At 73.0% G+C, this 26,982-nt stretch carries 25 protein-coding genes and 1 pseudogene; 14 read left to right on the forward strand and 12 right to left on the reverse strand.

All coding sequences use genetic code 11. The annotated features are described in order from the left end of the window. Positions 1–99: 99 nt before the first annotated feature. The 5 genes from ACZ6X9_RS03795 to ACZ6X9_RS03815 all read right to left on the reverse strand — a co-directional run bounded on the left by ACZ6X9_RS03795 (position 100) and on the right by ACZ6X9_RS03815 (position 5,341). Positions 100–1,200: a GGDEF domain-containing protein gene (locus ACZ6X9_RS03795; protein ID WP_469776638.1), complete on the reverse strand. Its 1,101-nt coding sequence runs from the start codon at positions 1,198–1,200 to the stop codon at positions 100–102. A gap of 206 nt (positions 1,201–1,406) precedes the next feature. Further along, on the reverse strand, positions 1,407–2,216 hold the full coding sequence (locus tag ACZ6X9_RS03800) for an enoyl-CoA hydratase/isomerase family protein (RefSeq protein ID WP_469776639.1): 810 nt from the start codon (positions 2,214–2,216) through the stop codon (positions 1,407–1,409). A gap of 175 nt (positions 2,217–2,391) precedes the next feature. Further along, positions 2,392–3,102: a ribonuclease H family protein gene (locus tag ACZ6X9_RS03805; RefSeq protein WP_469776277.1), complete on the reverse strand. Its 711-nt coding sequence runs from the start codon at positions 3,100–3,102 to the stop codon at positions 2,392–2,394. 69 nt (positions 3,103–3,171) lie between these two features. Next, positions 3,172–4,392 (reverse strand): adenylate/guanylate cyclase domain-containing protein, encoded by a 1,221-nt coding sequence (locus ACZ6X9_RS03810; protein WP_469776278.1) that lies wholly within the window; start codon positions 4,390–4,392, stop codon positions 3,172–3,174. Positions 4,393–4,483: 91 nt separating this feature from the next. Further along, complete coding sequence (locus ACZ6X9_RS03815) at positions 4,484–5,341, reverse strand: biotin--[acetyl-CoA-carboxylase] ligase (RefSeq protein WP_469776279.1); 858 nt, start codon at positions 5,339–5,341, stop codon at positions 4,484–4,486. A gap of 434 nt (positions 5,342–5,775) precedes the next feature. Between ACZ6X9_RS03815 and ACZ6X9_RS03820 the strand changes: the two genes are divergently transcribed. From ACZ6X9_RS03820 to ACZ6X9_RS03840, 5 genes are all read left to right on the forward strand, one after another. Continuing rightward, positions 5,776–7,437, forward strand: coding sequence for an acyl-CoA carboxylase subunit beta (locus ACZ6X9_RS03820; RefSeq protein ID WP_469776280.1), 1,662 nt, complete (start codon positions 5,776–5,778; stop codon positions 7,435–7,437). A gap of 155 nt (positions 7,438–7,592) precedes the next feature. After that, the gene (locus ACZ6X9_RS03825) at positions 7,593–7,802 is read left to right on the forward strand and encodes an acyl-CoA carboxylase epsilon subunit (protein ID WP_469776281.1); all 210 of its coding nucleotides are present in this window, start codon (positions 7,593–7,595) and stop codon (positions 7,800–7,802) included. 79 nt (positions 7,803–7,881) lie between these two features. Continuing rightward, positions 7,882–8,010: a morphogenic membrane protein MmpB gene (mmpB, locus tag ACZ6X9_RS03830; protein WP_436784069.1), complete on the forward strand. Its 129-nt coding sequence runs from the start codon at positions 7,882–7,884 to the stop codon at positions 8,008–8,010. A gap of 166 nt (positions 8,011–8,176) precedes the next feature. Beyond that, on the forward strand, positions 8,177–9,640 hold the full coding sequence (locus ACZ6X9_RS03835) for a peptidoglycan D,D-transpeptidase FtsI family protein (protein ID WP_469776282.1): 1,464 nt from the start codon (positions 8,177–8,179) through the stop codon (positions 9,638–9,640). Between the two features lie 75 nt (positions 9,641–9,715). Continuing rightward, positions 9,716–10,360, forward strand: a complete 645-nt coding sequence (locus ACZ6X9_RS03840) for a Maf family protein (RefSeq protein ID WP_469776283.1) — start codon at positions 9,716–9,718, stop codon at positions 10,358–10,360. A gap of 133 nt (positions 10,361–10,493) precedes the next feature. Here ACZ6X9_RS03840 and ACZ6X9_RS03845 read toward each other — a convergent pair whose 3' ends face one another. Beyond that, entirely contained in the window at positions 10,494–11,273 is a 780-nt protein-coding gene (locus ACZ6X9_RS03845) for a hypothetical protein (protein ID WP_469776284.1), read from the reverse strand. A 570-nt stretch (positions 11,274–11,843) separates the two neighbouring features. On the opposite strand from ACZ6X9_RS03845, the gene ACZ6X9_RS03850 reads away from it, so the two are divergent. Together ACZ6X9_RS03850 and ACZ6X9_RS03855 are read left to right on the forward strand one after the other, a co-directional pair. Next, positions 11,844–13,607: an acetyl/propionyl/methylcrotonyl-CoA carboxylase subunit alpha gene (locus ACZ6X9_RS03850; protein ID WP_469776285.1), complete on the forward strand. Its 1,764-nt coding sequence runs from the start codon at positions 11,844–11,846 to the stop codon at positions 13,605–13,607. 177 nt (positions 13,608–13,784) lie between these two features. Beyond that, the gene (locus tag ACZ6X9_RS03855; protein ID WP_469776640.1) at positions 13,785–14,345 is read left to right on the forward strand and encodes a TetR/AcrR family transcriptional regulator; all 561 of its coding nucleotides are present in this window, start codon (positions 13,785–13,787) and stop codon (positions 14,343–14,345) included. A gap of 323 nt (positions 14,346–14,668) precedes the next feature. Here the strand turns inward: ACZ6X9_RS03855 and ACZ6X9_RS03860 are convergent, their stop codons facing one another. Together ACZ6X9_RS03860 and ACZ6X9_RS03865 are read right to left on the reverse strand one after the other, a co-directional pair. Then, on the reverse strand, positions 14,669–15,679 hold the full coding sequence (locus ACZ6X9_RS03860) for a DeoR/GlpR family DNA-binding transcription regulator (RefSeq protein ID WP_469776641.1): 1,011 nt from the start codon (positions 15,677–15,679) through the stop codon (positions 14,669–14,671). 179 nt (positions 15,680–15,858) lie between these two features. Further along, the gene (locus tag ACZ6X9_RS03865) at positions 15,859–17,280 is read right to left on the reverse strand and encodes an NAD(P)H-quinone dehydrogenase (RefSeq protein WP_469776286.1); all 1,422 of its coding nucleotides are present in this window, start codon (positions 17,278–17,280) and stop codon (positions 15,859–15,861) included. Between the two features lie 136 nt (positions 17,281–17,416). Here ACZ6X9_RS03865 and ACZ6X9_RS03870 point away from each other — a divergent pair, with 136 nt between their 5' ends. The 6 genes and pseudogenes from ACZ6X9_RS03870 (at position 17,417) to ACZ6X9_RS03895 (ending at position 22,940) form a co-directional block, all read left to right on the forward strand. Further along, positions 17,417–17,854, forward strand: a complete 438-nt coding sequence (locus ACZ6X9_RS03870; RefSeq protein ID WP_004943863.1) for a gamma-glutamylcyclotransferase family protein — start codon at positions 17,417–17,419, stop codon at positions 17,852–17,854. A gap of 270 nt (positions 17,855–18,124) precedes the next feature. Continuing rightward, positions 18,125–18,946: a purine-nucleoside phosphorylase gene (locus ACZ6X9_RS03875; RefSeq protein ID WP_223768620.1), complete on the forward strand. Its 822-nt coding sequence runs from the start codon at positions 18,125–18,127 to the stop codon at positions 18,944–18,946. A 537-nt stretch (positions 18,947–19,483) separates the two neighbouring features. Next, positions 19,484–21,175 carry a phospho-sugar mutase gene (locus ACZ6X9_RS03880; RefSeq protein ID WP_469776287.1) on the forward strand — a complete coding sequence of 564 codons (1,692 nt, stop codon included), beginning with the start codon at positions 19,484–19,486 and terminating at the stop codon, positions 21,173–21,175. Between the two features lie 176 nt (positions 21,176–21,351). Next, on the forward strand, positions 21,352–22,200 hold the full coding sequence (locus tag ACZ6X9_RS03885; RefSeq protein WP_469776288.1) for an SCO4651 family lipoprotein: 849 nt from the start codon (positions 21,352–21,354) through the stop codon (positions 22,198–22,200). A gap of 62 nt (positions 22,201–22,262) precedes the next feature. Further along, positions 22,263–22,565: a hypothetical protein gene (locus ACZ6X9_RS03890; protein WP_469776289.1), complete on the forward strand. Its 303-nt coding sequence runs from the start codon at positions 22,263–22,265 to the stop codon at positions 22,563–22,565. Beyond that, a pseudogene (locus ACZ6X9_RS03895) lies at positions 22,529–22,940 on the forward strand (DNA-binding protein). The gene ACZ6X9_RS03890 and the pseudogene ACZ6X9_RS03895 overlap by 37 nt, the downstream one beginning before the upstream one ends. A gap of 46 nt (positions 22,941–22,986) precedes the next feature. Here ACZ6X9_RS03895 and ACZ6X9_RS03900 read toward each other — a convergent pair. The 4 genes from ACZ6X9_RS03900 to ACZ6X9_RS03915 form a co-directional block, all read right to left on the reverse strand. Further along, the gene (locus ACZ6X9_RS03900; protein ID WP_469776290.1) at positions 22,987–23,319 is read right to left on the reverse strand and encodes a DUF6415 family natural product biosynthesis protein; all 333 of its coding nucleotides are present in this window, start codon (positions 23,317–23,319) and stop codon (positions 22,987–22,989) included. A 221-nt stretch (positions 23,320–23,540) separates the two neighbouring features. After that, positions 23,541–24,389 carry a helix-turn-helix domain-containing protein gene (locus tag ACZ6X9_RS03905; protein WP_469776291.1) on the reverse strand — a complete coding sequence of 283 codons (849 nt, stop codon included), beginning with the start codon at positions 24,387–24,389 and terminating at the stop codon, positions 23,541–23,543. A 26-nt stretch (positions 24,390–24,415) separates the two neighbouring features. Then, positions 24,416–24,943, reverse strand: a complete 528-nt coding sequence (locus ACZ6X9_RS03910) for a DUF6879 family protein (protein WP_469776292.1) — start codon at positions 24,941–24,943, stop codon at positions 24,416–24,418. Then, complete coding sequence (locus ACZ6X9_RS03915) at positions 24,900–25,157, reverse strand: hypothetical protein (protein WP_469776293.1); 258 nt, start codon at positions 25,155–25,157, stop codon at positions 24,900–24,902. Before ACZ6X9_RS03915 ends, ACZ6X9_RS03910 begins: the two co-directional genes overlap by 44 nt. 406 nt (positions 25,158–25,563) lie before the next feature. On the opposite strand from ACZ6X9_RS03915, the gene ACZ6X9_RS03920 reads away from it, so the two are divergent. Beyond that, entirely contained in the window at positions 25,564–26,967 is a 1,404-nt protein-coding gene (locus tag ACZ6X9_RS03920) for a hypothetical protein (protein WP_469776294.1), read from the forward strand. The last annotated feature ends 15 nt before the right edge of the window (positions 26,968–26,982 follow it).

A 26,982-nucleotide genomic window follows, 5' to 3' on the forward strand; every position in this document is an offset into this window, starting at 1 on the left:
GGGCGCCCCCGCCCAGCCCTTTCATCGTTTCTTGCGAGGGTGGCGCCCCCGCCCCCCTAAGCGCGCCGTGCGCCCCCTCAGAGCCCAGAGCACCAGTGTCTACGGCCTCTGCCCCCGGAATCTCCGCCGTTCCGCCCGAGGCGGTTCGGGCGGCCGGTCCGCGAGGCGGACGACCGGGTCGTCGGGGCCGCCCTCGCGGCCGGCCACCACGGGTTTCTCGGCGGCCGCCGCCTTCGCGCGGTACTGGGCCGCGTCGGCGAGGCGGAAGAGGCGGCGGGCGGTGCGGACGGGACCTATGGGGTCGCCCGTGGACGCGATGCCGCAGGCGACGCCCTCCCCGAGCTCCAACCGGCGTGCGCGTCGGCAGAGTTCCTCGGCGGCGCGGACCACCTCGTCGGCCGACGGGCCGACGGTGAGCAGGCAGAACTCGTCGCCGCCGAGCCGGGCCGCGAGCGCGCCGGGCAGCCGCGCCCCGCACAGGGAGAGCAGCGAGCCGAATCGTTCCAGCAGCCGGTCGCCCTGGGCGTGCCCGAGGGTGTCGTTGACTCGTTTCAGGCCGTTGAGGTCGCAGACGACCAGGCTGACGACGACGCCCTCCGCGAGGTGCCGTTCGACGGCCTCGTCGAGGCGCGCGTCGACGGCGCGGCGGTTGCCCAGACCGGTCAGGGGGTCGGTGTAGGCCAGCCGGCGGGCCTCCTCCAGCCGCTCGGTCTGGATGATGCCGGCGGCGGTGACGGCGGCGAGGACGGCCGCGAAGTCCGCGTCGGCGCGGCGGAACGCGGGCGCGCCCAGGGGCCGCGCCACGTACAGCTCGCCCCAGGCCCGGCCGTGCAGCACGATGGGGGCGATCACGCAGCTTCCCCGGCGCCGGCGGCGCAGCACCTCGACCCGGTGGCCCACGGGGAGGGCGTCCGGCCCGGTCCCGGCGTCGTCCAGGTTCTCCACCCAGGCGTGCGGTCGTCCGCCCACCCACTCCTCGTGCAGGAACTCGGCGACTTCCGGGAAGTTGTGCACCGGGTACGTCTCGTCCTCGGGGAACCGTTCCTCGTCCGGGTCCCGCTGCCCCGCGTTGACCAGGACGCGGAGCCGGCCGCTCTCGCGTTCCCAGACGGAGACCGCGGCGAAGGAGCCGTTCAGGGCGCGCAGGGCCCGCTCCGCGGCGGCGGTCACCGTGTCGAGCGGGGACTGCGCCGCCGCCATCGCCTGCGCCAGCTCCACCACGGCGGACAGGCGGTCGTCACGATCCGCGTCACCAGCCACAGAGCCTCACATTCCACCGCTGCGCGCAGCCCTCGCACTCCAGCGTAGGAATGGTGCGCTCATTCCGCCTTGCGGGGCTTCCGCGGTATCCGCTGCCCCGGGTGATCCCCTTTACTCGACGCCGGTCCGGTCCCCCGGCGGGCCCGTCACTCGCCGGGCCAGTCCGGGGTCCGCTTCTCGTTGAACGCGGCCACGCCCTCCGCGCGGTCCCCGGAGAAGGCCACCGTGCGCCAGGCCGCGTCCTCGACCTCCAGACCGGCCCGCAGGTCCAGACCGTGTCCGAGGCGCAGGGCGCGCTTGGCGGCCCGCAGGCCGACGGGCGAGTTCACGGCGATCCGGGCGGCCAGGGCCAATGCCTCGTCGCGGTCTTGTCCGGCCGGCACGAGCCGGTCGATCAGGCCCGTCTCCCGCGCCTCGGCGGCCTGGACCCGCCGCGCGCTGAAGATCAGCTCGGCGGCGCGGGCCGCTCCCACGCGGCGCGGCAGCAACTGCGTACCGCCCCCGCCCGGGATCACGCCGACGGACACCTCGGGGAGGCCCACCACGGCGGTCTCGTCCGCGACGATGATGTCGCAGGACAGCGCGAGCTCGAAGCCGCCGCCGAGGGCGAACCCGTGCACGGCGGCGATGGCCGGCACGGGCAGTTCCAGGACGCCGGTGTACGCGGCACGGGCGTGCGGGCGCTGCCGGGAGAGGTCGGCGTCGGTGAAGGAGTTGCGCTCCTTCAGATCGGCGCCGACGCAGAACGCCCGCTCGTGCGTGGAGGTCAGGACGACGGCGCGGACGGCCCGGTCGGCGGCGAGCGCGGCGGTCGCCTCGGCGATCGAGCGGCCCATTTCGGTGGACACGGCGTTCATGGCCTTCGGCCGGTCGAGTACGAGCTCGGCCACGCGGCCGTCCTCGTGTGCGCGGACCGCCACCCACTCACCAAAGCGCTGTTCGCTCACGCGATTCACCCTCTCCTCGGCTGTGGCCACGATCATGCACCGGCGGTCGGGGTGGAGGCCATACCCGTGGGGGGTGCCCGGCCGGTGCCCCGGCTTCGCGGGCCGCGCCCGCCGCGGGGTGCACCTCCCCCCTTCACCGTTTCTCGCGGCGGCAGCGCCCCTCAAGCACCGGGCGGGCCGGCTCTCAGTTCGCCCGGCACGCCACGTGCCCCCACCCCTGCTGGTTCTTGGCGATCTGCTCGCCCGCCGCGTACGACGTGCCGCAGGCACACCGGCCCGGGAACTTCGCCTTGAGGGTGCCCCGGGAGCGGGCCGGCTTCGCGCCGGACGTGCCGGACCCGCCCGCCGCACCGCCCGCCCCGCCGCCGGTCCGCCGGGGGCGCGGCGGGGCCGCGCGGGACGTGTCCGGGACGGGGAACTCCGTGTCGCCGTGGGCCGTGCCCGCCGCGCGCTGGGAGACCGCGGCGTCGCTGGCGGCCTGGTCGGCGATGGCGTTCAGCGGGTCGCCGCCCTGCTGGTGTGCCGGGACGTAGCGGAACTCGACCTCGCGCCCGGTCAGCAGCGCGTCGATGCTCAGGACCAGCTCCTGGTTGGCGACCGGCTTCCCGGCCGCCGTCTTCCAGCCGTTCCGCTTCCAGCCCGGCAGCCACTTGGTCACCGCGTTCATCGCGTACTGCGAGTCGAGGCGGACCTCGACCGGGACGGCCGGGTCGGTGGCCTCCAACACCCGTCGCAGCGCGGTCAGCTCGGCGATGTTGTTGGTGGCCCGGCCGAGCGGGCCGGCCTCCCAGCGCTCCGGCCGCCCGTCGGCGTCGGCCACCACCCACGCCCAGGCGGCCGGCCCGGGGTTCCCCTTCGAAGCGCCGTCACAAGCGGCGATGATGCGATCGAGCATGGCTCCGATGATGTCAGGAACGCGGCCCTCGGAAGACACCCGCAGAACGCCGCACCCGCGCCGTCCGGCTCAGCCCTGCTCCCGCCGCGTGAGCAACCACGGCTCGACGACGCCCAGTCCGCGCACCGGCCGCTGCCACATCGGCTGCAGCGCGAAGCGGTACTTGTGGGCCGCGGCTCCCGCCGCCCCGCCCTCCGCCTCCGCCGCGGCCATGGCCGCGGCCACCTCCGCCTCGGACTTGGGGGCGTCCCCGCTGCGCAGCAGCTCCTCCGCCAGGGCGCCGTCCACCAGCACCGCGTCCTTCGGCGCTATCGACGTCAGCCGGCTGGCCAGGTTTACCGTGGTGCCGAAGACGTCGCCCATGCGCGTCGTCACGGTGCCGAAGGCCATGCCCACGCGCAGTTCCGGCATGGTCTCGTCGTGGCCGAGGGTCTCGATCAGCCGCAGGCCGATCTCGGCGGCCGTCCCCGCGTCGTCGGCCGCGTAGAGGACCTCGTCGCCCAGGGTCTTGATCAGCCGGCCGCCGTGCGCGGCGACCAGGTCCGCGGCCGTGGTCTCGAACGCCTCGACGAGCTCGCCGAGCTCCTCCTCCTCCAGCCGGCGGGTCAGCCGGGTGAACCCCACGAGGTCGGCGAAGCCGACGGCGAGCCTGCGGTCGACCATCTCCGCGTCGTCCTGTGCCTGGACCACGCGGCCGGTCGCGGCGGCCAACTGGCGCCGCCAGACGTAGATGAGGAACTCCTCCAGCTCCGGGAGGAGCAGCTCGACGAGGGGGTAGGTGATCTCCGCCCGGGTCAGGCCCGGTTCCTGAGGCTCGGTCAGGCCCTCCAGGAAGGAGTCGATCTGCCAGTCGGCGAGCCGGGCCGTGGTCTGGCCGGTGGAGCGGGCCACCTGGACGGCCATGGGCTCGCTCAGCAGTCCGGCCTCGACCAGGCCGGCCAGCCGCCGGAGGGCCAGGACGTCCGCTTCGGTGAGCGCCTTGGCCTGGCCGATGTCGGCGAAGCCCATGGCCCGCCAGAAGCGCGCGGCCAGGTCCATGGAGACGCCCGCCGCGCGGGCGGCCTGGAACGGGGTGTACCGCCGCTCCGCGCCGAGGATCAGCGCCTCCAGCCGGAGCGCGAGCGGGTCGCCGCCCTCGTCGGCTGCGGAGTCGAGCTCCGCGGGCCTGCCGGCCCGTTCCGCCCTGTCGCCCTGGGCACCAGGCCCCCGCGCGGCCCGCGCCTCCGCGTCGGCCCCCGAGACCTCCCCGGCCGCTACGGAACGGGAGGTACCCCCACCGTCGGCGGTCACCGCCCGCCCCCTGTCCGATCCGTGCGCACTGCCCTGCCGATCGCCGCTCACTCGCTTTCCGGTCACCACGATACGGCAGGTGTGCCCTAGCTCACTCTCCTGACGACGCCGGACGCAGATGAACGATGTCGCCCGCGTCCACCGGCCGCCGCACCCCGTGCTCGGTGGCGAGCACCAGCCGGCCGTCGCCGTCGACCGCCACCGCCTCCCCGACCAGCGCCCGGTCGCCGGGCAGTTCGGCCCGTACGGTCCGGCCCAGCGTGGCGCAGCCGGCCGCGTACGCCTCCTGGAGCCGGCAGGCCGCCGGGTCGCCGTCGGCGCCGCGCCAGAGCGTGTACCAGTCCTCCAGGGAGCGGAGCACGGCCCGCAGCAGCGGGTCGCGGTCGAGCCGTCCGGCGCCGGCCAGGGCCAGTGAGCCCGCGGTGGGCACGGGGAGTTCGTCGGCGCGCAGGGTGACGTTGACACCGATGCCGACGACGACGGAGTCGCCGGCCCGCTCGGCGAGGATGCCGCCGGTCTTGCGCTCCCGGCCGTCGACGGTGACGAGGAGGTCGTTGGGCCACTTCAGGGCGGTGTCGACACCGGCGGCCCGGGACAGCGCGGACGCGGTGGCGACGCCGGCCAGCAGTGGCAGCCAGCCCCAGCGGTGGACGGGGACGTCCGGCCCGGGGGTGAGCCGGACGGAGAAGAACAGCCCGGAGCGGGCCGGGGCGGACCAGGCGCGGTCCAGCCGGCCGCGGCCCGCGGACTGCTCCTCGGCGACGAGCACGGCGCCCTCGGCACCGCCGGCGGCGGCGAGGTCGGTGTTGGTGGACCCGGTGTTCGCGACCACGTCCAGCGAGGTCCACAGCCCTCCGGGCCGCAGCAGCGCGCGCCGGAGCGCGGTGGCGTTCAGCGGGGGCCGGTCCAGGTCGGACCAGCGGTTTCCGGAGGCGTCGGGCGGAGTCATGCCGTCACCTTAGACACCTCGGAGAGCACCTCCTCGGACACCTCCGGAGACACCGCGGAAGACGGCCCGGCGGACGCCTCCGGACGGACGGCCCGGACACCGTACGGCCCGTCGCGGCGCGGCCGCTCGCCTCGCGGCCCCGCCCGGCGGCAGGCCGGCGCCCCCGCGGGCCGCCTCTCCTACCCCGCCCACCGGCACCTCGAAACCCCCGTCGTCCGAGGTCCCACGCGTCCCGGGAGGTGTGGCCAACGCCGCACTCCCGGAAGGCAGCCGCGCCGATACGCTACGTCCCGGTAGCCCCGATCCGGTCCGCTCCGACGGCCGGATCCCGCACGTCCAGAGCTCGTCGTTCCCACCGCCCGTCCCCCTTTCCCTCACCCCCCACGCTTCTCCGGACCACCGCCCATCTCAGGACACACAGGAGCCGCAGCCCGATGTCCGAGTCAGCCGCCCAGCCCGCCGCCCTCCGCCCCGACGCCGCCGGTTCCTCCGGCGCCGAAGGCGCCCCCGGGACCGACGGGATCGACATCCACACGACCGCGGGCAAGCTCGCCGACCTCCGGCGCAGGATCGACGAGGCGACGCACGCCGGGTCCGCGCGGGCGGTGGAGAAGCAGCACGCCAAGGGCAAGCTGACCGCACGGGAGCGGATCGAGCTGCTGCTGGACGAGGGGTCGTTCGTCGAGCTCGACGAGTTCGCGCGGCACCGCTCCACCAACTTCGGCATCGAGAAGAACCGGCCGTACGGCGACGGCGTCGTCACCGGCTACGGCACGGTCGACGGCCGCACGGTCTGCGTGTACTCGCAGGACTTCACCATCTTCGGCGGCTCGCTGGGCGAGGTCTACGGCGAGAAGATCGTCAAGGTGATGGACTTCGCCCTGAAGACCGGCTGCCCGGTCGTCGGCATCAACGACGGCGGCGGCGCGCGGATCCAGGAAGGCGTGGTCGCCCTCGGCCTGTTCGCCGAGATCTTCCGCCGCAACGTGCACGGCTCCGGGGTGATCCCGCAGATCTCCCTGATCGTCGGCCCCTGCGCGGGCGGCGCGGTCTACTCCCCGGCGATCACCGACTTCACGGTCATGGTCGACCGGACCTCGCACATGTTCATCACCGGCCCCGACGTCATCAAGACCGTCACCGGTGAGGACGTCGGCTTCGAGGAGCTGGGCGGCGCGCGCACCCACAACGCGACCTCCGGCGTGGCCCACCACATGGCGGGCGACGAGAAGGAGGCCATCGAGTACGTCAAGGCGCTGCTCTCCTACCTGCCGTCCAACAACCTCTCCGAGCCGCCCGCCTTCCCCGAGGAGGCCGACCTGGAGGTCTCGGACACCGACCGGGAGCTGGACACGCTCATCCCGGACTCGGCCAACCAGCCGTACGACATGCACACGGCGATCGAACACGTGCTGGACGACGGGGAGTTCCTGGAGACCCAGGCCCTGTTCGCGCCGAACATCATCACCGGCTTCGGCCGCGTCGAGGGCCACCCGGTGGGCATCGTCGCCAACCAGCCGATGCAGTTCGCCGGCTGCCTGGACATCGACGCCAGCGAGAAGGCGGCACGTTTCGTCCGCACCTGCGACGCGTTCAACGTCCCGGTGCTCACCTTCGTCGACGTCCCGGGCTTCCTGCCCGGCACCGACCAGGAGTACAACGGCATCATCCGGCGCGGCGCCAAGCTGATCTACGCCTACGCGGAGGCCACCGTCCCGCTGATCACGGTGATCACCCGCAAGGCGTTCGGCGGCGCGTACGACGTGATGGGCTCCAAGCACCTCGGCGCGGACCTCAACCTGGCCTGGCCGACCGCCCAGATCGCCGTCATGGGCGCCCAGGGCGCGGTCAACATCCTGCACCGGCGGGCGCTGGCGGCGGTCGAGTCGGACGAGGAGCGCGAGGAGCTGCGCGCCCGGCTGATCGCCGACTACGAGGACACGCTGCTGAATCCGTACACGGCGGCCGAACGCGGTTACGTGGACGCGGTGATCATGCCGTCGGACACCCGCCGGCACATCGTCCGGGGCCTGCGCACGCTGCGCGACAAGCGCGAGGTGTTGCCGCCCAAGAAGCACGGGAACATCCCGCTGTAGCGGTCGGCTGTACCAAGGGGGCGCTGCGGACCCGGCCCGTCCGGCCGTTCGGGCGTGGGCGGCCGGTGCGGCGGGCAGCCGTGCGCGGCGAGGACAGGGCGCGAGCCACGGGCGTGGCGGCGCGTAAACGTGGCAGCGGGTGAAGGGAGCGTCAGGTGATCAGGGTGGTACGCGGCAACCCCACACCGGAGGAGTTGGCCGCCGCACTGGCGGTGGTCCAGGCCCGCGCGGCGGCCCGGGCGAACGCCGTCGCGCCGGACGAGACCGTGCGCCCGGAGTGGGCCAGTCCGGCCCGGCTGGCCAGGACCCGGCGCGCGCCGGCGCCCGGACCGCGCGCCTGGCGCACGTCCTACTGGCCGGCCTGAGCCCGGGAGACCCGGTTCACATCCCGGCCTGAGTACCCGTACTCAGGCCGGACGGGCACGTGCGCCGGACCATGGTGGTGTGCTGTGGTCCGACCCGTCCGACGAACCCCCCGACGAGCTCCGCGAGGCCCAGGCCATGCTGCGGCGGGCCGGGGTGCTGCTGGCCGTCGGGATGGTGGTGCTGTTCCTGTTGCTCGGGGCGGTGTGAACGCGCGTCCGCGCGGCCCCTCGGACCCCGAGCGGCACTCCCGACCCCTGGGCGACGCCTCTCTTTGCACAGGCGCCTCACAGGTTTGATGGCCCCCGCAACCAGATCCCTCCGGTTCCGCATCCTCTCCTGGGGGATCCACCGCGAACCGGGGAGTGGTCATGCCATGAACAAGCCCGTGCGACACGTAGCGATCTTCACCGGCCTGCTGGTCTTCGCGCTGCTGGTGCGCAGTACGTGGGTGCAGTTCGTCCAGGCCGACGAACTCGCGCACGACGAGAAGAACCGGCGGGTGAAGATAGCCGCCTACGCCCATCCGCGCGGCGACATCATCGTCGGCGGCAGTCCGGTGACCGGCTCCACGCCGACGCCCGCGGGCGACCTGAAGTACAAACGCACGTACAAGAACGGGCCGATGTACGCGCCCGTGACCGGTTACTCGTCGCAGATCTATACGAACAGCCAACTCGAGTACGTCTACAACCGGTTCCTCACCGGCGACGACGACCGGCTGTTCCTGCGGAACACCACCCGGATGCTGACCGGGAAGAAGCCGGAGGGCGGTGACGTGGTCACGACCATCGTCCCCGAGGCGCAGAAGGCGGCCTACGAGGGCCTGTCGAAGTACAAGGGCGCCGCCGTGGCGATCGAGCCGCACACCGGGAAGATCCTCGCCCTGGCCTCCACCCCGTCGTACGACCCGTCGGTCTTCTCCGGGGAGCGCAACAAGGACTCCGAAGCCTGGCAGGCCCTGGAGAAGGACAAGGACAAGCCGCTCGCCAACCGGGCGATCAAGGAGCTGTACCCGGCGGGTTCGACCTTCAAGATCCTCACCGCCGCGGCCGCCCTCGACCACGGGCGCTACCACGACGTCGACTCGCCGACGGACTCGCCGTACCCCTGGAACCTCCCGGACACGGTCACGCCGATGAAGAACGAGAACGACAACGCGCCCTGCCGCAACGCCTCCCTCAAGGTGGCGATGCAGTACTCGTGTAACAACGTCTTCGCCAAGATCGCCGCCGAGCTGGGCAAGGACAAGATGCGGGAGACGGCCGAGAAGTTCGGCTTCAACCAGAGCCTGTTCATGCCGGTGGGAGTCGTCAAGAGCGTCTACCCGAAGGACATCAACCGGCCGCAGACCGCGCTCACCGGCATCGGCCAGGGCAGCCTCGCCGCCACCCCGCTCCAGATCGCGATGATGACCGCGGCCCTCGCCAACGACGGCAAGATGATGAAGCCCTACCTGGTCGACAGCCTGCGCTCCCCCGACCTGTCCACGGTCGAGAAGCACGAGCCCGAGGAGATGTCACGCCCGGTCTCGGCGGACACCGCCCGCAAGGTCCAGCAGATGATGGAGTTCACCGCCCAGGAGGGCACCGGCAAGGCCGCGCGGATCGACGGGGTGACGGTCGGCGGCAAGACCGGCACCGCGCAGCACGGCGTCAACAACAGCAAGATCCCGTACGCCTGGTTCGTCTCCTACGCCAAGCAGGGGGACGGCTCGCCGGTCGCGGTGGCCGTCTTCATCGACCCGGAGGGCTCGGACATCAACCGCGAGGACGTCTCGGGCGGCGGTCTCGCGGGGCCCATCGCGAAGAAGATCATGCAGGCCGTGCTCAAGAAGTGACGGCCCGGACGGGGGCGCGGCCCGCGCGCCGGTGGAGCGGGAGCGCCGCGCCGCGTCTCCCTTAGCCTGGCCCTTATGACTGCCACGCCCGACTCCGCCGCCCCCGCCGGCTCCCCCGCCACACCCGCCCGCCGCCTCGTGCTGGCCTCCCAGTCCCCCGCCCGCCTCGGCCTGCTGCGCCAGGCCGGGCTGGCCCCCGAGGTGATCGTGAGCGGGGTGGACGAGGACGCGCTCACCGCGCCCGACCCCGGGACGCTGGCGCTGGTACTGGCCGAGGCCAAGGCCGCGGCGGTGGCCGCGCGCCCGGAGGCGGCGGGGGCGCTCGTGGTCGGCTGCGACTCGGTGCTGGACCTGGACGGCCGGGCGCTCGGCAAGCCGGCGGACGCGGAGGACGCCACGGCGCGCTGGAAGTCGATGCGGGGACGCTCGGGTGTGCTGCGGACCGGTCACTGTGTGATCGACACGGCGACCGGCCGGCGCACCTCGGCGACCGCCTCGACGACGGTCCGCTTCGGTGAGCCGACCGACGCCGAGATCGCCGCGTACGTGGCCTCCGGCGAACCGTTGTACGTGGCCGGGGCCTTCACCCTGGACGGCCGGTCGGCCCCCTTCGTCGAGGGGATCGACGGCGACCCGGGCAATGTGATCGGCCTGTCGCTGCCGCTCCTCCGCGGGCTGCTGGGAGAGCTGGGGATCGCGATCACCGACCTGTGGGCGTGACGCCCGCGGAGCACGACGCCTCCGGGGCGCCCCGCCCGTACCGCGCGTGGGCGCGGTGTCCTTGACGGCCGGGGGCCTGGGTGACCGGGTGCCGGGTGGCCGGGTGGCCTGGGTGCCGATAGGGTGCGTGGGGTCAGAGCGGCAGTTGCTTCGTGGCCTGGCCGACCTTCCCCAGTTGCTTGAGCTCGCCCAGCTTGCCCAGTTCGTTGATCGCGTCCGGGTAGATGCTGGTGGGCGGGTTCTTCGGCGGCTCGGCGGCCTGCGGCGGGGTGGGAGCCTGGGGCGGCGTAGGCGCCTGAGGCTGCTGGGACTGCGGCTGGAGCTGAGGCTGCGGCTGGGACTGCGGCTGGGTCATGGACGTCTGCGGCGCCTGGGGCGTCCGGGCCGTCTGGGGTGCGCTCGGCCGCTGCTTTCCGGCGGCGTGACGCGGGCCGGCGGCATGGCGGGGCCCCGCCGCATGGCGCGGGCCGGCCGCGGAACGGGCGGGGGCCGCCTTCTTGGCTCCGGCCGCCTTGTGCGCGGCACCCGTCTTCCGTGCGCCGGTCGCCTTGTGCGCACCGGACGCCTTGTTCGCACCGGACGCCTTGTGCGCGTCGGTCTTCCGCGGGGCGGACGCCGGCTCGTCGCCGGCCGCCTTCCGACCGGCCTCCTGGGCCGTGTGCTGCTGTGCCGTGTGCTGCGCTTTCCGCTGCGCTGCCTGCTGCGGCGCGTTCCGCGTGGCGGCCGCCCGGTCCGGAGTGGCAGCCGCCCGGTCCGGGGTGGCGGCGGCCGGCGGCGCGGTGACGTCGTCCGCGCTCGCCGTCGGCCCCTGCGGCTGCGGCAACGGCAGCGGTGCGGCGGACGCGGTGGCGGCGGTGGTCACGGAGAGGGCGGCCCCGGCCAGGGCGGCGGCGGCTGCGATGCGCTTGATCATGACTTCTTCAACGATGTCCGGCCATAACGGTCACTGCCCCGAATGCCCACGCAACCCGCCCCGCCCAACGGAACACCCCGAAAATCGCACGTACTTCACCCCTCCCCCGCCTGTGTGCGAGCCCCAGGCCGCCGAGCACCGGTCCTGACTCGCGCCGCGAGAGCGGCAGTTGGCGACCGTCCGCATCACTCGCGTCCACCCCGCCCCACGGCTCGCACGCCCCGCGCCCCCGAACCCGCGCTCCCGTCCGCCCCCGGAGGGCGCCGACCGCCCGCGCCCGCCCCGGAGGCCCCTCCTCCGGACGTGCCGCACCGCAAACTTTCCGTCGCCCGTTCGTAGGGACCCCACAAAGAATGCGCCCCGGCGCACCCGGATGATCGCCGAGACCTTGACCACACGCGGATTCCGTCGGCAGGCCGGTAAGAGCGGCGTACCGTGGGACATCAAGGGTCTCCGGGGTGCGTGGAACGCGTGCTTCACGCTCCGTGTGGGCAAGGTCACCCTCGACGTCGGGTCGGCACAGAGTGTCGCCAGTACCTAAACTCACCTTGTTTCAAGGAGGGAGCCATCGTGCGCAAGGTGCTCATCGCCAATCGTGGCGAAATCGCTGTCCGCGTTGCTCGTGCGTGCCGGGACGCCGGGATCGCAAGTGTGGCGGTCTACGCCGATCCGGACCGGGACGCCCTGCACGTCCGGGTGGCGGATGAGGCTTACGCGCTGGGTGGTGACACTCCTGCGGCCAGCTACCTCGACATGGCCAAGGTGCTCGCCGCCGCGGCGGAGTCCGGGGCGGACGCGATCCACCCGGGATACGGCTTTCTCTCCGAGAACGCGGAGTTCGCGCAGGCCGTCCTGGACGCGGGCCTGACCTGGATCGGCCCGCCGCCGCACGCCATCCGCGACCTGGGTGACAAGGTGGCGGCCCGTCACATCGCCCAGCGCGCCGGCGCGCCGCTGGTCGCCGGCACGGCCGACCCGGTCTCGGGCGCCGACGAGGTCGTGGCCTTCGCCGAGGAGCACGGCCTGCCGATCGCCATCAAGGCCGCCTTCGGCGGCGGCGGGCGCGGCCTGAAGGTCGCCCGCACGCTGGAGGAGGTGCCGGAGCTCTACGACTCCGCCGTCCGCGAGGCGGTCGCCGCCTTCGGCCGCGGCGAGTGCTTCGTCGAGCGTTACCTGGACCGTCCCCGGCACGTCGAGACCCAGTGCCTGGCCGACAAGCACGGCAACGTCGTCGTGGTCTCCACCCGCGACTGCTCCCTCCAGCGCCGGCACCAGAAGCTCGTCGAGGAGGCGCCCGCGCCGTTCCTGTCCGAGGAGCAGAACGCCGAGCTGTACCGCGCGTCCAAGGCCATCCTCCGCGAGGCGGGCTACGAGGGCGCCGGCACCTGCGAGTTCCTGGTGGGCCAGGACGGCACGATCTCCTTCCTGGAGGTCAACACCCGGCTCCAGGTCGAGCACCCGGTCACCGAGGAGGTCAGCGGGATCGACCTCGTCCGCGAGATGTTCCGCATCGCCGACGGCGAGGAGCTCGGCTACGACGACCCGCCGCTGCGGGGTCACTCGTTCGAGTTCCGCATCAACGGCGAGGACCCGGGCCGCAACTTCCTGCCCGCCCCCGGCACCGTCACCCGCTTCGACGCGCCGTCCGGCCCGGGCGTCCGGCTGGACGCGGGCGTCGAGGCCGGCAGCGTCATCGGCCCGGCCTGGGACTCCCTGCTGGCCAAGCTGATCGTCACCGGTGCCACCCGTGAGCAGGCCCTCCAGCGGGCCGCCCGCGCGCTCGGCGAGTTCCAGGTCGAGGGCATGGCCACGGCCATCCCGTTCCACCGCGCGGTGGTCGCCGACCCGGCGTTCGCCCCGGCCGACGGCACGCCGTTCAAGGTGCACACGCGCTGGATCGAGACCGAGTTCGAGAACACGATCCCGCCGTTCACGGGTACCGCCGCCGAGGACGAGGACGAGGCCCCCGGCCGCGAGACCGTCGTGGTCGAGGTCGGCGGCAAGCGCCTGGAGGTCTCCCTCCCGTCCTCGCTGGGCATGACCATCGCCCGCACCGCCGCCGCAGGGGGCGCCCGCCCCAAGCGCCGCGCCGCCAAGAAGGCCGGTTCCGCCGCCTCCGGCGACGCCCTGACGTCGCCCATGCAGGGCACGATCGTCAAGGTCGCGGTCGAGGAGGGCCAGCAGGTCGACGCGGGCGACCTCATCGTGGTCCTGGAGGCCATGAAGATGGAGCAGCCCATCAACGCCCACCGCGCGGGCACGGTGAAGGGCATCACGGCGGAGATCGGCGCTTCGGTGTCGTCCGGTGCGGTGATCTGCGAGATCAAGGACTGACGTCCGGCACGACGCACGCGGGCCCCGGCCGTTCCCTCGGCCGGGGCCCGCGTGCGTGCGCACCCCAGGCGCGACAACCGGCCGTCGCCGCCCCCATGACATCCTTGACACCGCGGGGAGCGACCGGAGGGACGGACGGACATGACGACCGAGACGGCACGGACGTCAGCACGACCCATGCGGGCGGACGCCCGGCGCAACTACGAACGGCTGCTCGCGGAGGCGCGGACCGCCTTCACCGCACACGGCACGGACGCCTCGCTGGAGGACGTCGCCCGGCGGGCCGGGGTGGGCATCGGCACGCTCTACCGGCACTTCCCCAACCGCACGGCGCTGATGTGCGCGGTCTTCCAGGGCGAGGTCGACGGGCTGCTGGCGCGCTCGCGGGAACTGCTGGCCGCGCCCGAGCCGTGCCGGGCGCTCGTGGACTGGCTGCGGGCCGTCATCGCGCACGCCAGCACCTACCGGGGGCTCGCCCGGGCCCTGATGGCCGCGCAGTCGGACGACGCGTCCGCGCTCGCCCGGTGCAGCCTGCCGATGCGCGAGGCGGGCGGCACCCTGCTCGCCCGCGCGCAACGGGCCGGGGTGGTCCGCGAGGACGTGAGCGTCACCGATCTGCTGCAGTTGACCAATGCCATCGCACTGGCGGTCGAACAGACACCTGAGGACCCGGAGTTGGCCGACCGCCTGCTCACCCTGACGCTGCGCGGCATCCGGCCGGAACGCCGCGCGGACTAAGGGACTGACGGGTCCGGTCGGCGTTCCCTCTTCGGCATTCACCCGAATGGGTGCTCTTCAGGGCGGCCCTTCAGGGCGGCGGCCGACCGCCGGCCGTCCGTGCGCCGACCACTCGGCCGCGCATACCCGCCGCCCGGCCGTCGACCGTCCGCCGGGGTCTACGGCCAGACCGCGCACCCGGCCGTCCGCCCGCACGCACGCCGACCACTCGGCCGTACACCCGCCGCCGGGCCGTCGACCGTCCGCCCGGGTCGTCGGTCAGGCCGCGCACCCGACCGTCCGTCCACGCCTCTCCAACCCGGCCGCGGCACTGCGGACGCCGCTCAGCGCCGCCGCGGTGCCAGGTCCGCGACGCGGGCCGGCGGCTGGTCGCCCAGGGCCCCGGCTCCGGGCCCGCGCAGTTGCGCCTGCATCCCGGGCGGTCCGCCCTGGCCGGCCCCGGGGTAGGGCTGGCCGTGCGGGCCGCCGTGGGAGCCGTGCCGGCCGCCCTCGCCGCCCAGCGGGTGGGCCCGCCGCTGCCCCGGCAGGGGCGGCGCGTCCCGGCGGCGGGCGGGCGGGCCGGGCTCGCCGTGGGGGCCCGGCTGCGCGCCCGGGCCCGCGACCGAGATGTGCACGCCCTGGTCGGCGAGCGCCTGGAGTTCCGTGGCCGCCCGCTCGTCGTGCGGCGGGGGCTCGTCGGTCACGAGTCTGGTGATCACGTCCGTCGGGACGGTCTGGAACATGGTGTCGGTGCCGAGCTTGCTGTGGTCCGCGAGGACCACGACCTCGGCCGCCGCCTGCACCAGGGCCCGGTCGACGCTGGCGGAGAGCATGTTCGAGGTGGACAGGCCGCGTTCGGCGGTCAGGCCGCTCCCGGAGAGGAACGCCCGGGAGACCCGCAGCCCCTGGAGGGACTGCTCGGCGCCGCTGCCGACCAGCGCGTAGTTGGAGCCGCGCAGGGTGCCACCGGTCATCACGACCTCGACCCGGTTGGCGTGGGCGAGTGCCTGGGCGACGAGCAGGGAGTTGGTCACCACGGTGAGCCCCGGCACCCGCGCGAGCCGGCGGGCCAGCTCCTGCGTGGTGGTACCGGCGCCGACGACGACGGCCTCGCCCTCCTCGACGAAGCTCGCCGCGAGGTCGGCGATGGCCGTCTTCTCCGCGGTCGCTAGATGGGATTTCTGCGGGAAGCCGGACTCCCTGGTGAAACCGCCCGGCAGCACCGCACCGCCGTGCCGGCGGTCGAGCAGCCCTTCGGCTTCGAGCGCCCGTACGTCACGCCGTACGGTCACTTCGGAGGTCTGGACGACGCGGGCGAGCTCACGCAGCGATACCGCTCCGTTGGCGCGCACCATTTCGAGGATCAATTGACGACGTTCTGCAGCGAACACGAAACCGACAGTAACGCCAACGACCATCTGCTTTCAGCAGGTTGCACCAACTAACGGAAGTTGTTCGCCGCCCTGCCCAAGAAGTGGTATAGGGAACCGGAAGGAGAGCCACCCCCTCCGGTCCCCCAGGACCCCGACGGCCCTCAGCCTTCCCGCTGGGCCTTCCGCGTGTGGAGCTGACGCGCCACTTCCGCGACAGACCCGGACAGGGACGGGTACACGGTGAACGCGTTCGCGATCTGTTCCACGGTCAGATTGTTGTCGACCGCGATCGAGATCGGATGAATCAGCTCGCTGGCGCGGGGCGCCACCACCACGCCGCCGACCACGATGCCCGTACCGGGACGGCAGAACAACTTGACGAATCCGTCCCGGATTCCCTGCATCTTCGCGCGGGGATTGCGCAGCAGCGGCAACTTGACGACCCGGGCGTCAATCAGGCCGTTGTCGACGTCCGCCTGCGAATACCCGACCGTAGCAATCTCGGGATCCGTAAATACGTTCGCGGATACAGCCTTGAGATTGAGCGGCGCCACCGCGTCGCCCAGGAAGTGGTACATCGCGATCCGGCCCTGCATGGCGGCGACCGAGGCGAGCGCCAGCACGCCGGTGCAGTCGCCGGCCGCGTAGACGCCCGGGGCGCTGGTGCGCGAGACCCGGTCCGTCCGGATGTGGCCCGACTCCGTCAGCCGGACGCCGGATTCCTCCAGGCCCATGTCGGCGGTGTTGGGGATCGAACCGACGGCCATCAGACAGTGCGTACCGCTGATGACCCGTCCGTCGGACAGGGTGACCTCCACCCGGTCGCCCACCCGCTTGGCGGCCTGCGCCCGCGAGCGCGCCATGACGTTCATGCCGCGGCGGCGGAAGACGTCCTCCAGCACGGCGGCGGCGTCCGGGTCCTCGCCCGGCAGCACCCGGTCACGCGAGGAGACCAGGGTGACCTCCGAGCCCAGCGCCTGGTAGGCGCCGGCGAACTCGGCGCCGGTGACGCCCGAGCCCACCACGATGAGCTCCTCGGGCAGCTCCTCCAGGTCGTAGACCTGGGTCCAGTTGAGGATCCGCTCGCCGTCCGGCAGCGCGTCCGGGATCTCCCGGGGGTGCGCGCCGGTGGCGATCAGGACGGCGTCCGCGAGCAGCGTCTCCTCGCCGTCGCCCGTCCGCACGATCACCCGGCGGGTGCCGTCGGCCTCCCGCACCGGGTCCAGCCGGCCTCGGCCGCGCAGCACCCGGCCGCCGGCCCGGGTCACGGAGGCGGTGATGTCGTGCGACTGGGCCAGCGCCAGCCGCTTCACCCGGCGGTTGACCTTCCCCAGGTCCACCCCGATGTGGGCGCCGTCCTCGACGGTGATGCCCAGCTCCTCGTACGACGAGTCGAAGGAGGTTCTCACCTCCGCCGTCGCTATGAGCGTCTTCGAGGGCACGCAGTCGGTGAGCACCGACGCCCCGCCCAGACCGTCGCAGTCGACGACGGTCACCTCCGCACCGAGCTGCGCGGCGACGAGCGCCGCCTCATAGCCGCCGGGTCCGCCACCGATGATCACGATCCGAGTCACGTACTCCATTGTCCCGCACCCATCAAAGCGACTCCTTCCGGGGCCTCCGGTGGTTCCCCGCCGCGGCGCGGGGCCCGATTCGGGCCGCCCCTACGAGACTGCCATCCCAAATGCGGTCCCGCCTCACTCCCGTACCCTCAGAACCATGTCGCTCTACGCCGCGTACGCCGGCAACCTCGACGCGCGGCTGATGACGCGCCGCGCCCCGCACTCGCCGCTGCGCGGCACGGGCTGGCTCGCCGACTGGCGCCTGACCTTCGGCGGGGAGCAGATGGGCTGGGAGGGCGCCTTGGCCACCGTGGTGGAGGAGCCCCGGTCGCAGGTCTTCGTCGCCCTCTACGACATCGCCCCGATGGACGAGGAGTCGATGGACCGCTGGGAGGGCGTCGGCCTCGGCATCTACCGGCGGATGCGGGTCCGGGTGCACACCCTGGAAGGCGACGAGACCGCCTGGATCTACGTCCTCAACGGCTACGAGGGCGGCCTGCCCTCCGCCCGCTACCTGGGCGAGATCGCGGACGCGGCGGAGTCGGCGGGGGCGCCGCACGACTATGTGATGGAAATCAGGAAGCGCCCGTGCTGAGAGTTGTGACCAGCCCGTCCGGCGCTTGAGGACGCCGGCCCTCACCCAGCCCGTCCGGCGCTTGAGGACAACCGCGCGAAGCGCGGTTTCAGGGGGTCTGGGGGCCTGCCCCCAGGAAACGGTGAAGTGGGGGTGCCCCCTCTGGGGGAGGGACAGGGGCACTCCAGGCGTACGCCGCACCCCCCTCGTCGGATGCCACGAACCAACAGTCGCAAGACCGTAACCTGCGACATCTACGCGCGTAGGCGCCGACCGGTTACCCTCGTCCGCGTGAACGCATCAGTTACTCCGGACATCCAGGCCGACCCGTACGCCGCGGCCGACGCCGCCGCCGCCCGACTGCGCGAGCTCACGGGCGCCGAGACCCACGACGTCGCCCTGGTCATGGGCTCCGGCTGGGTTCCCGCGACCGAGGCGCTCGGCACCCCCGAGACCGAGTTCCCGGTCACCGAGCTCCCCGGCTTCTCCGCCGCCGCCGTCGCCGGCCACGCGGGCACCGTGCGCTCGTACAAGATCAACGACAAGCGCGCGCTGGTCTTCCTCGGCCGCACGCACTACTACGAGGGCCGCGGCGTCGCCGCCGTCGTCCACGGCGTCCGCACCTCCGTCGCCGCCGGCTGCAAGACCGTCGTCCTGACGAACGGCTGCGGCGGTCTCCGCGACGGCATGCGCCCCGGCCAGCCGGTGCTGATCAGCGACCACCTGAACCTCACGGCGACCTCGCCGATCGTCGGCGCCAACTTCGTCGACCTCACGGACCTGTACTCGTCCCGCCTGCGCACCCTGTGCAAGGAGGTCGACGAGACGCTGGAGGAGGGCGTCTACGCCCAGTTCCCCGGCCCGCACTACGAGACCCCGGCCGAGGTCCGCATGGCGCGCCTGATGGGCGCCGACCTGGTGGGCATGTCCACCACCCTCGAGGCCATCGCGGCCCGCGAGGCGGGCGCCGAGGTGCTCGGCATCTCCCTCGTCACCAACCTGGCCGCGGGCATGACCGGCGAGCCCCTCAACCACGAAGAGGTGCTCCAGGCCGGCCGTGACTCGGCCGCCCGCATGGGCTCGCTGCTCGCCCAGGTGCTGCCGCGCCTGTGACGGGACGCGCGTGACGTCCGTCCGGAGGCGCGGATCCACCCACGGCGGGCCGCCGTGGGCGGGCCCGCGCCTCCGGCGCGTCGCGCCGGACCCGACGGGCCCGGACGGCCCAGACGGGCCTGGGGTACCGCCCCGAGCGGTCCGGACACGGCCGTACGGGCCCGGGCGCGCCCGGCGGCGGTCCGGCGGGGGCACACCGGCGGCCGAACGGACGAACGGGCCCGCGCGCCGGGTCCCGGCGGGCGTCCGACGGCTCCCGGGGTTCCCGGCGGCCGCCCCCCGGTGGCCCTCAGTGGCCTCCGGTGGCCGACAGGCGATCATCCCGACGTTTCGGGGAACACCCGTGACACCCGTGACAGCCGTGACACCCGTGACCCCGTCGCCCCGCGGCCGGCCCACGACCGTCCGGCCCGCACGCCCCACCCCGGGGCACACCCGCCCCCCGGGGTACAGCACCACACAGCACCCCGCACCGCCGTGGAACAGCACCGCACAGCGGCCCCGCACACGCACTCAGACAACCCCCGGAGGAACATCGTGGAGCAGGAGCGAGACGACCTCCTCACCCGAGCCCGGACCTGGCTCGCCGAGGACCCCGACCCCGAGACCCGCGCGGAGCTCGCCGCGCTCGTCGACGCCGAGAACCTGCCCGAGCTGGCGTCCCGCTTCGCCGGCACCCTGCAGTTCGGCACCGCCGGCCTCCGCGGCGAGCTGGGCGCGGGCCCGATGCGGATGAACCGCGCCGTGGTCATCCGGGCGGCCGCGGGCCTCGCCGCGTACCTCAAGCAGCAGGGTCACGCCAACGGCACCGTCGTCATCGGCTACGACGCCCGTCACAAGAGCGCGGACTTCGCCCGCGACACCGCGGCCGTCATGGTCGGCGCGGGCCTGAAGGCGGCGCTGCTGCCGCGTCCGCTGCCCACCCCGGTCCTGGCCTTCGCCATCCGCCACCTGGGCGCCGTGGCCGGCGTCGAGGTGACCGCGAGCCACAACCCGCCGCGTGACAACGGCTACAAGGTCTACCTGGGCGACGGTTCGCAGATCGTGCCGCCGGCCGACGCGGGCATCGCCGCGGAGATCGCCGCCGTGGCGAGTCTGGACGACGTGCCGCGCCCCGAGTCGGGCTGGGAGACGCTGGACGACGCGGTCGTCGAGGCGTACCTGAAGCGCACCGACGCCGTCCTCACCGAGGGCTCGGCGCGCGACGTGCGCGTGGTCTACACGCCGATGCACGGCGTCGGCCGGACCGTACTGACCGCCGCCTTCGCCCGCGCGGGCTTCCCGGCGCCGGTCGTCGTCGCCGAGCAGGCCGAGCCGGACCCGGACTTCCCGACGGTCGCGTTCCCCAACCCGGAGGAGCCGGGCGCGATGGACCTGGCGTTCGCCACGGCCCGTGCCGCGGCCGGGCGGGGCGAGGCGCCGGACATCGTCATCGCCAACGACCCGGACGCCGACCGCTGCGCCGTCGCCGTCCCCGACCCGTCCGCCGACGCGGGCTGGCGGATGCTGCGCGGCGACGAGGTCGGCGCGCTGCTCGCCGCCCACCTGGGCCGGAAGGACGCGACGGGCACGTTCGCGACGACGATCGTCTCCTCGTCGCTGCTCTCCCGCATCGCCGCGGCGAGCGCCGGCGTCGACTACACCGAGACCCTCACCGGCTTCAAGTGGCTGGCCCGCGTCGACGGCCTGCGCTACGCCTACGAGGAGGCGCTGGGCTACTGCGTCGACCCGGCGGGTGTCCGGGACAAGGACGGCATCACCGCCGCCCTGCTGGTCGCCGAGCTGGCCGCCGGCCTCAAGGAGCGGGGCCGGTCCCTGACCGACCTCCTCGACGACCTGGCGGTCGAGCACGGCCTGCACGCCACGGACCAGCTCTCCGTCCGCGTCCAGGACCTGTCCCTGATCGCCGCCGCCATGCGCCGCCTGCGCGAGCAGCCGCCGACCGCCCTGGCCGGCCTCGCCGTCGCGTCGGCGGAGGACCTGGCGCAGGGCACCGAGGCCCTGCCCCCGACCGACGGCCTGCGGTACCACCTTTCGGGTGACGCCGAGGGCACCGTCTCGGCCGCCCGGGTCATCGTCCGCCCCAGCGGCACCGAGCCCAAGCTCAAGTGCTACCTGGAGGTCGTGATCCCGGTCGGCTCCGCGGCGGACCTGACGACCGCACGACACCGCGCGGCGGACGTCCTCGCGTCGGTCAAGAAGGACCTGGCGGAGGCGGCGGGCATCTGACGCGGCCCGTCGACGCCTTGTGGGCCCCGCTCCCGGACACCGGGGGGCGGGGCCTTCGCCGTCATACGCCGTCATACGCCGTCATAATGCGCCGCCGTCCGACGCCGACCACAGTTAGAGTGAACGTTCGATTCATGGGGCTCGGGGGTGCCCTGTCGACCACTGGGGGGTCAGTGATGCGACGTTCAACGGTGTCGGTCGTCGGTGCGCTCATGCTGTGCACCGCGTGCGGCGGAGGCGGGAGCGGCGGCGAGGAGGGGGCACGGAAACCGGCCGCTGACGCCTCGGCGTCCCGATCCGCTCCCGCCCCCACTCCGGCGAACGACGCTGCGACGGTCCGGGCCGCGGCGGCCGCGACGGCGCGTACCACCGCGCGGATCGACGAGCGCATCGACATGAGCGACGGCACGACGACAGCGGGCCTCACCATCCGGGGTGCCCTCGACCTGGCCGGCGGCAAGGGCAAGCTGCGGGTGGAGTTGCAGGGCGACGGCAGGCCGCCCGTCCCCCTCGACGAGATCTTCACGGGCCGCACGGTGTACTTCCGGATGCCGCAGGAGCCCACCGGCAAGACGTCCTGGCGGTCCATGCGCCGGGACGGGACAGAGGCGCACTACCTCTTCCGCGCGCCCATGAACGACCCGACGCATGTCCTCCGCCAGGTGGCGATGCTGCCGTCCGCCAGGAAGGTGGGCGAGGAGAAGGTGAACGGCGCGCCCACGGTGCACTACCGCGCCGAACCGGACCTCAAGACGCTCACCTACCGCATGGTGACGGCGCAGCGCACGAAGCTCGCGTCCCACTGGGAGGACATGCGGCGCTACCTCCTGCCCCGCGCGGACGTCTGGGTCGACCGCCAAGGCCGCGTCGTCCGCACTCGCTTCGGCATGTCCGCGGGCACCGGCGGCGAGGTGTCGACCCTGCTCACCCTCTCGGACCTCGGCAAACCGGTCCGCACGCCCACCGCCCCGCCGGGGGCACCCGCCGCCGACCCGTCCACGATCGCCGGCCCGCTGGCGGGCTGAGCCCGCCCGCGCGCCGACCTGTGCGCCTTGTTGGTTTCGTACTCGTCAGACACCATGGCCGCATGGCCGAGGAGACGTACGGCATCGTCGAAGGCCCGGCAACACGGGTGAGCCCGTCGCTGCCGGAAAGGACGGCGGAGGCGATCCGCGCGCGGGCCGGCAGGAGCGAATTCTCCGCGTTCATCACGGCAGCGGTCGAGCGTGAGCTGCGCGGCCGGATCCTGGACGAGTATCTGGCCGTCCACGAGCAGCGCCAAGGCCCGGTTTCGGAACAGGCGCGGAAGCAGGCGCGGCAGGTCTTCGACGAGGTGTTCGCCGAGGAGGAGCAATGGCCCGCCGCAAGCCGACCCACGACGGGACCCTGATCCTGGACAGCGAGGGCCTGTCCAAGCTGCCGGGCGCTGACGAGCAAGCGGTCGCCCTGGTCACGGAGGCCCGGCGGGGGGGTACGGAGGTGGTGATCTGCCCCTCACCATCATCGAGACCGTCCACGCCCGCACCGACAAGGCCCTGCTGCGCCGGCTGCTGTCCGGTCTACGAGTGGTCGCCGCCGTGGGCGACGGGGAGGCAAAGGCCGCCTCGGCACTGCTGATGGCCGCCGGTCTGCACGGCCACAAGGACGCCATCGACGCGGCCGTGGCCGAGACGGCCCTCCGGCAGCGGCGACCGTGATGCTGACCTCGGACATCGACGACATGACCAAGCTCTGCGGAGACCGGATCCGGCTCGTCGCGGTGTGAACCGGTCGGTCGCCGCGCCGGTGAGGCACGGTGTTCGACCGGCGCCTCACTCGTCAAGGCAGTCCGCGAGCCGCCGGCACGTGCGCCCGAGATCGTCCATGTACATCGCCGCCGCAGCATTGCCGTCGCCGGGAACACGGTCCAAGTCGTCCTGCGCCCGGTGGATCAGCGCCGTCCACTGGATCCACGCCATCGTCCCCCGCTCGATCCCTTCCGCCCGGCTACGCGCCACCCGCAACATGCGCCGCAGGTGCCCCCGCAACGCCCCAGTGATCTCCCGCACCTCCGCCGCCCGAGGCGGACGCGCCCGCACCTGAAGAGCGCGACGGACCGTGGCACGGATGGAGACCAGATCGATCGGTTCGATGTCGCCCGTCATCAGCGGCGCGATTGGTGAGGTGGGAAGCGGGTGCGGTGGTGGAGTTTCGCGGGCGGAGGACATAAGTGATCGGTTCTCCCTTCGGTGGGTTCCCCTCACCAAGGCGTGGTCGAACGACGCGCATGACGCGCCGGTTCGGGGAGAGGTGACGTGCGCAGGGTCGTGACGCTAGGAGAAATCGATATCGGCGGACCACGGGATTGCGGATGATTGCAGGCTGCTCACCGGAGCGAGTGAACGGCCGATGTGATCAGCTCTCGCGCGGGTCGCCCGTAGACCGCCAGTTGCCCGAGTGCGGCGAACGCCCGTGCGTACATGCGAACTTCGCTGGGTTGTGTGACAGTGATCTTCGCAGTGAGCAACTCCACGTGGACGCGCTCGTCGTCGAACATCGTGAAGGTCTCCTGGCCCCACATCGCACGCTGCGCGGTACGCGGGATGATGCCCAGCGACACGTTCGGCAGCCGCATGGCGGCGAGCAGGTGGTGGAGTTGCTCGGTCAGGACGGAAGCGCTCCCGTACCGATAGTGGAGAACGTCCTCCTCCAAGAGGAGGGCGAACTCGTGGCCTGGCCGGTGAACGATCTGTGAGCGGTCGGCTCGCGCTCTCGCAGCCGCGGCCGTGTCATCGGGGAGTCCGCGGAATTCGGCGATGACGGACAAGAGTGAACGCGCGTAATCCTCGGTCTGCAGGACCCCCGGCATCACGCGCGTGGAGTAGACGCGGAACCGACGCGTCTGTTCATACAGGGGCAGGTAGGACTCCTGAAGCCGACGGAGACCCGTTCGCTGCAGACGACGCCACTGCACGTACATCGACTCGACGGTGCGGTTGGCCGCGATCAGGTCGGCGACCTGGTCCATCGCCTCACAGGCACGGCACCAGGCACGCAGGTCGTCATCGGTGGGTGATGTCTTCGCGTTTTCCAATCGCGAAGACTTGGCTGGATGCCATCCGCACGCGGCGGCCAGGCCGCGTCCGGTCAGGCCGGCGTCCAGGCGCAGTTCGCGCAGGCGCGCGGCCAGCGCTTGCCGGGCCGCACGCGCACTTGATGACGGAGACGTCGACATCGGAGAGGATCAGGACGCGTCGCGTTTCACACCTTGAACTCAGCGTGCGGCACCGCACGTTCCCACACGGTCTCGAAAGCCGTGGCGCACAACCGCACCACTTCCGCTTCGCGCCTTACCTCCGGTCCGGCCGACGCTCCGTCTCCGGTGAAGTGGTTGAACCTCACCACTTTTTCGTCGAAGAGCCAGAAGTCGTTGCCGGGCAGGGCGATGTCCGAAGCGAGACGTCGGGGCAGCCAGCGAACGGATTCTCCCGCCTCGATGTTCAGCGCGGTCCCGGCGTGCTCGAACCGGATGTACTCGGTGACGGGTTCGGAAACGATGCGCGCCCGCCTCAGCGTGAGGCCCCTCGCAACGCTTTCGGCGACGAGGTCGAGCCACTCCCGACGGCGTCCCGCCCGGTCGTGGCGGCTGCTGTCGTCACCGCGCTTCCACGCCTCGAACTCGGCCGCTTCCGCCGCGATGCCGTAGACGTCACGCATCTCCAGGTGAACGGCCGACCGGCGGCACTCAGCGATCATCTCCGAGAAGCTTGGCGCGGTCTGCTGCGGCATCGCATGCCTTCCTGAGCTGGGAAACCATCCTGGCGGGGATCCGGATCACCGCCTCACTGTCCGGGATGTGCCCGGATTCGAGGCACTCGCGCTCCGTCTGCGCATCCGCCTTCCACCCCTGGAACACCAGATCCGCGTTCTTCTGATCGACCCAAACGGTAGGACACTCGTCGCCATCAGTGTTGGGATCCTTGCCGAAAAACTCCAGCGCCACGTCAACTCCCCTGCTGGCACCACTCTCTGGCGGCACGAGCGTCACTTCGACGGTCCCGCCTCGTCAAGGGCGCACCGGAGCGCACTGCGAGCGTACGACGCCCACCGCGCCACAGACAGGCGGATCCACTTGCCCACCCGCGAGGGTTGTCGATGCCCCGCCACGTCGCGATTTCCAAGCTCCGGTGGGCCGTCTCCCGGCGGGGCCGGAGCCTTGAAAGAAAAGGAAGTTGGGAAAGCCATACCCGACCAAACCCTCACCCGTCACCCCATCGGGTGACGCGGTGGATCGTGCGCCGAGTGGCGCGGTACGGTCGCGGCGAACGACCCCGACAAACGCAGACGGCCCCCGCCGGGACGGGCATCCCGGGCGAGGGCCTGATCATCAAGGAAGCAGTACCTTCCCCATGACTGAGGCGCAGTCTAGCGCGCGGGCGTCCGCGCATGCCGGGCGTTCGCACGGTGGAGTGATCCACCAGCGGCACCGGCACACGAGTCACTTCACCGTCGTCGGCAACCACCTCCCGCAGCACCGCGAACTGTCGTTGGTCGCGATCGGGATCGGGGTGTATGTGCAGTCACTCCCCGACGGCGTTCACGTCGGCATCAAGGACCTCGCCCGCCGCTTTCGCGAGGGAGAAGTGACCATCGCGCGCGGCCTGCGCGAGCTGGAGGCCGCCGGGTACCTGGAACGGCGGCGGGTCCGGACCGAGGGCGGGCAGGTCGTCACCGTCACACGGTGGAACGAGCATCCGCGGGCGGCGGCAGCGCGGGAGTGCGCGCGGGGACCGCGGCGGTCCGGCGAAGTGGGGGTGGCAGGGGCGCGGGCCGTCGTCCCCGTCGCGTCGGAGCTGGGGTCGGGGCCGAGGTCGGGGGCGAGATCAGGGGATGTGGTGCGACCCGGCGGTGCCGGGCCGGTCGGCGGAGGCCGCCGGGTGTCCGTTCTCGCTGCTCAGGCGCCTGCCCGGTCCGCTCCGCGGACGGAGTCGAAGATTCCTCTTGATTCGGTGACGGAGACGATCCCCGGGCCGCTCGCGGCCCTCGCTTCGGGCATCGTCGCGGGGCTGGTTCCGCCCTCCGCCGGCCGTGATCCGCGGTCCGCGTCGGCTCCCTTGCCGCGAACGGCCGTGGTGGCGACAACGGCGTCGGCCGTGCAGCCGGTGCCCGCCGGAAGCCGGGTCCTCGTTTCGGCCCCGGCTCGACGGACAGGCGCGGCACCGGTCCCCGTTTCCGCCGGCCGCACCGAGTCGGCGTTCGCCGAACCGCACGGCGGCGAGCCGGACGCACGATCCGGCGACGGGCCGGACGGGCCAGAGGGGCCGGACGAACCCGACGGTCTCGACGTCCCCGACGGTACCGCCGTCGCGCCCCCCGACCGGCCCGCCGCCGACCTCCTCGCCTCCCTCCGCCGCCACGACCCCCGCCTGCTGCTCTCCGTCGACGACGTGCGGGAACTCGTCCCCGCCGTGCGGGCCTGGCTGGATCGTGGGGTCGGAACCGTCCACGTCGTCCGGGCCCTGACCGCCGGCCTGCCCGTCGGCCGGATCGCCCGGCCCGCAGGGCTGTTGCGGCACCGACTCGTCCGAGGGCTGCCGCCCGCGCTGCCCGAGGGGCCCCTCCACGAACCGCGACCGCCTGAGGCGGCCACGGCGAAGCCCCTCCCCCTCCAGACCTGCGACGGCTGCGAACGCGCCTTCCGCGCGGCTCGCCCGGGTCTGCTCTGCCGCGACTGCCGTGCCGGGCGGGAGCGGGAAGAAGGCCCGGAAGAGACCGTCGTCCTCGGGTGTCACTCGCTCTTGCCCTCCACTTGACGTGGTTCACCACGA

This window comes from Streptomyces sp. NPDC052910 (assembly GCF_055585605.1).

Excerpts from the sequence above, each read along its gene's own strand:
- ACZ6X9_RS03845 (WP_469776284.1), bottom strand. The coding sequence starts at position 11,273 with ATGATCAAGCGCATCGCAGCCGCCGCCGCCCTGGCCGGGGCCGCCCTC.
- ACZ6X9_RS03920 (WP_469776294.1), top strand. The coding sequence starts at position 25,564 with ATGACTGAGGCGCAGTCTAGCGCGCGGGCGTCCGCGCATGCCGGGCGT.
- ACZ6X9_RS03835 (WP_469776282.1), top strand. The coding sequence starts at position 8,177 with ATGAACAAGCCCGTGCGACACGTAGCGATCTTCACCGGCCTGCTGGTC.
- ACZ6X9_RS03820 (WP_469776280.1), top strand. The coding sequence starts at position 5,776 with ATGTCCGAGTCAGCCGCCCAGCCCGCCGCCCTCCGCCCCGACGCCGCC.
- ACZ6X9_RS03860 (WP_469776641.1), bottom strand. The coding sequence starts at position 15,679 with ATGGTGCGCGCCAACGGAGCGGTATCGCTGCGTGAGCTCGCCCGCGTC.
- ACZ6X9_RS03795 (WP_469776638.1), bottom strand. The coding sequence starts at position 1,200 with ATGGCGGCGGCGCAGTCCCCGCTCGACACGGTGACCGCCGCCGCGGAG.
- ACZ6X9_RS03885 (WP_469776288.1), top strand. The coding sequence starts at position 21,352 with ATGCGACGTTCAACGGTGTCGGTCGTCGGTGCGCTCATGCTGTGCACC.
- ACZ6X9_RS03900 (WP_469776290.1), bottom strand. The coding sequence starts at position 23,319 with ATGACGGGCGACATCGAACCGATCGATCTGGTCTCCATCCGTGCCACG.
- ACZ6X9_RS03840 (WP_469776283.1), top strand. The coding sequence starts at position 9,716 with ATGACTGCCACGCCCGACTCCGCCGCCCCCGCCGGCTCCCCCGCCACA.
- ACZ6X9_RS03815 (WP_469776279.1), bottom strand. The coding sequence starts at position 5,341 with ATGACTCCGCCCGACGCCTCCGGAAACCGCTGGTCCGACCTGGACCGG.
- ACZ6X9_RS03890 (WP_469776289.1), top strand. The coding sequence starts at position 22,263 with ATGGCCGAGGAGACGTACGGCATCGTCGAAGGCCCGGCAACACGGGTG.
- ACZ6X9_RS03855 (WP_469776640.1), top strand. The coding sequence starts at position 13,785 with ATGCGGGCGGACGCCCGGCGCAACTACGAACGGCTGCTCGCGGAGGCG.
- ACZ6X9_RS03870 (WP_004943863.1), top strand. The coding sequence starts at position 17,417 with ATGTCGCTCTACGCCGCGTACGCCGGCAACCTCGACGCGCGGCTGATG.
- ACZ6X9_RS03910 (WP_469776292.1), bottom strand. The coding sequence starts at position 24,943 with ATGCCGCAGCAGACCGCGCCAAGCTTCTCGGAGATGATCGCTGAGTGC.
- ACZ6X9_RS03805 (WP_469776277.1), bottom strand. The coding sequence starts at position 3,102 with ATGCTCGATCGCATCATCGCCGCTTGTGACGGCGCTTCGAAGGGGAAC.
- ACZ6X9_RS03865 (WP_469776286.1), bottom strand. The coding sequence starts at position 17,280 with ATGGAGTACGTGACTCGGATCGTGATCATCGGTGGCGGACCCGGCGGC.
- ACZ6X9_RS03905 (WP_469776291.1), bottom strand. The coding sequence starts at position 24,389 with ATGTCGACGTCTCCGTCATCAAGTGCGCGTGCGGCCCGGCAAGCGCTG.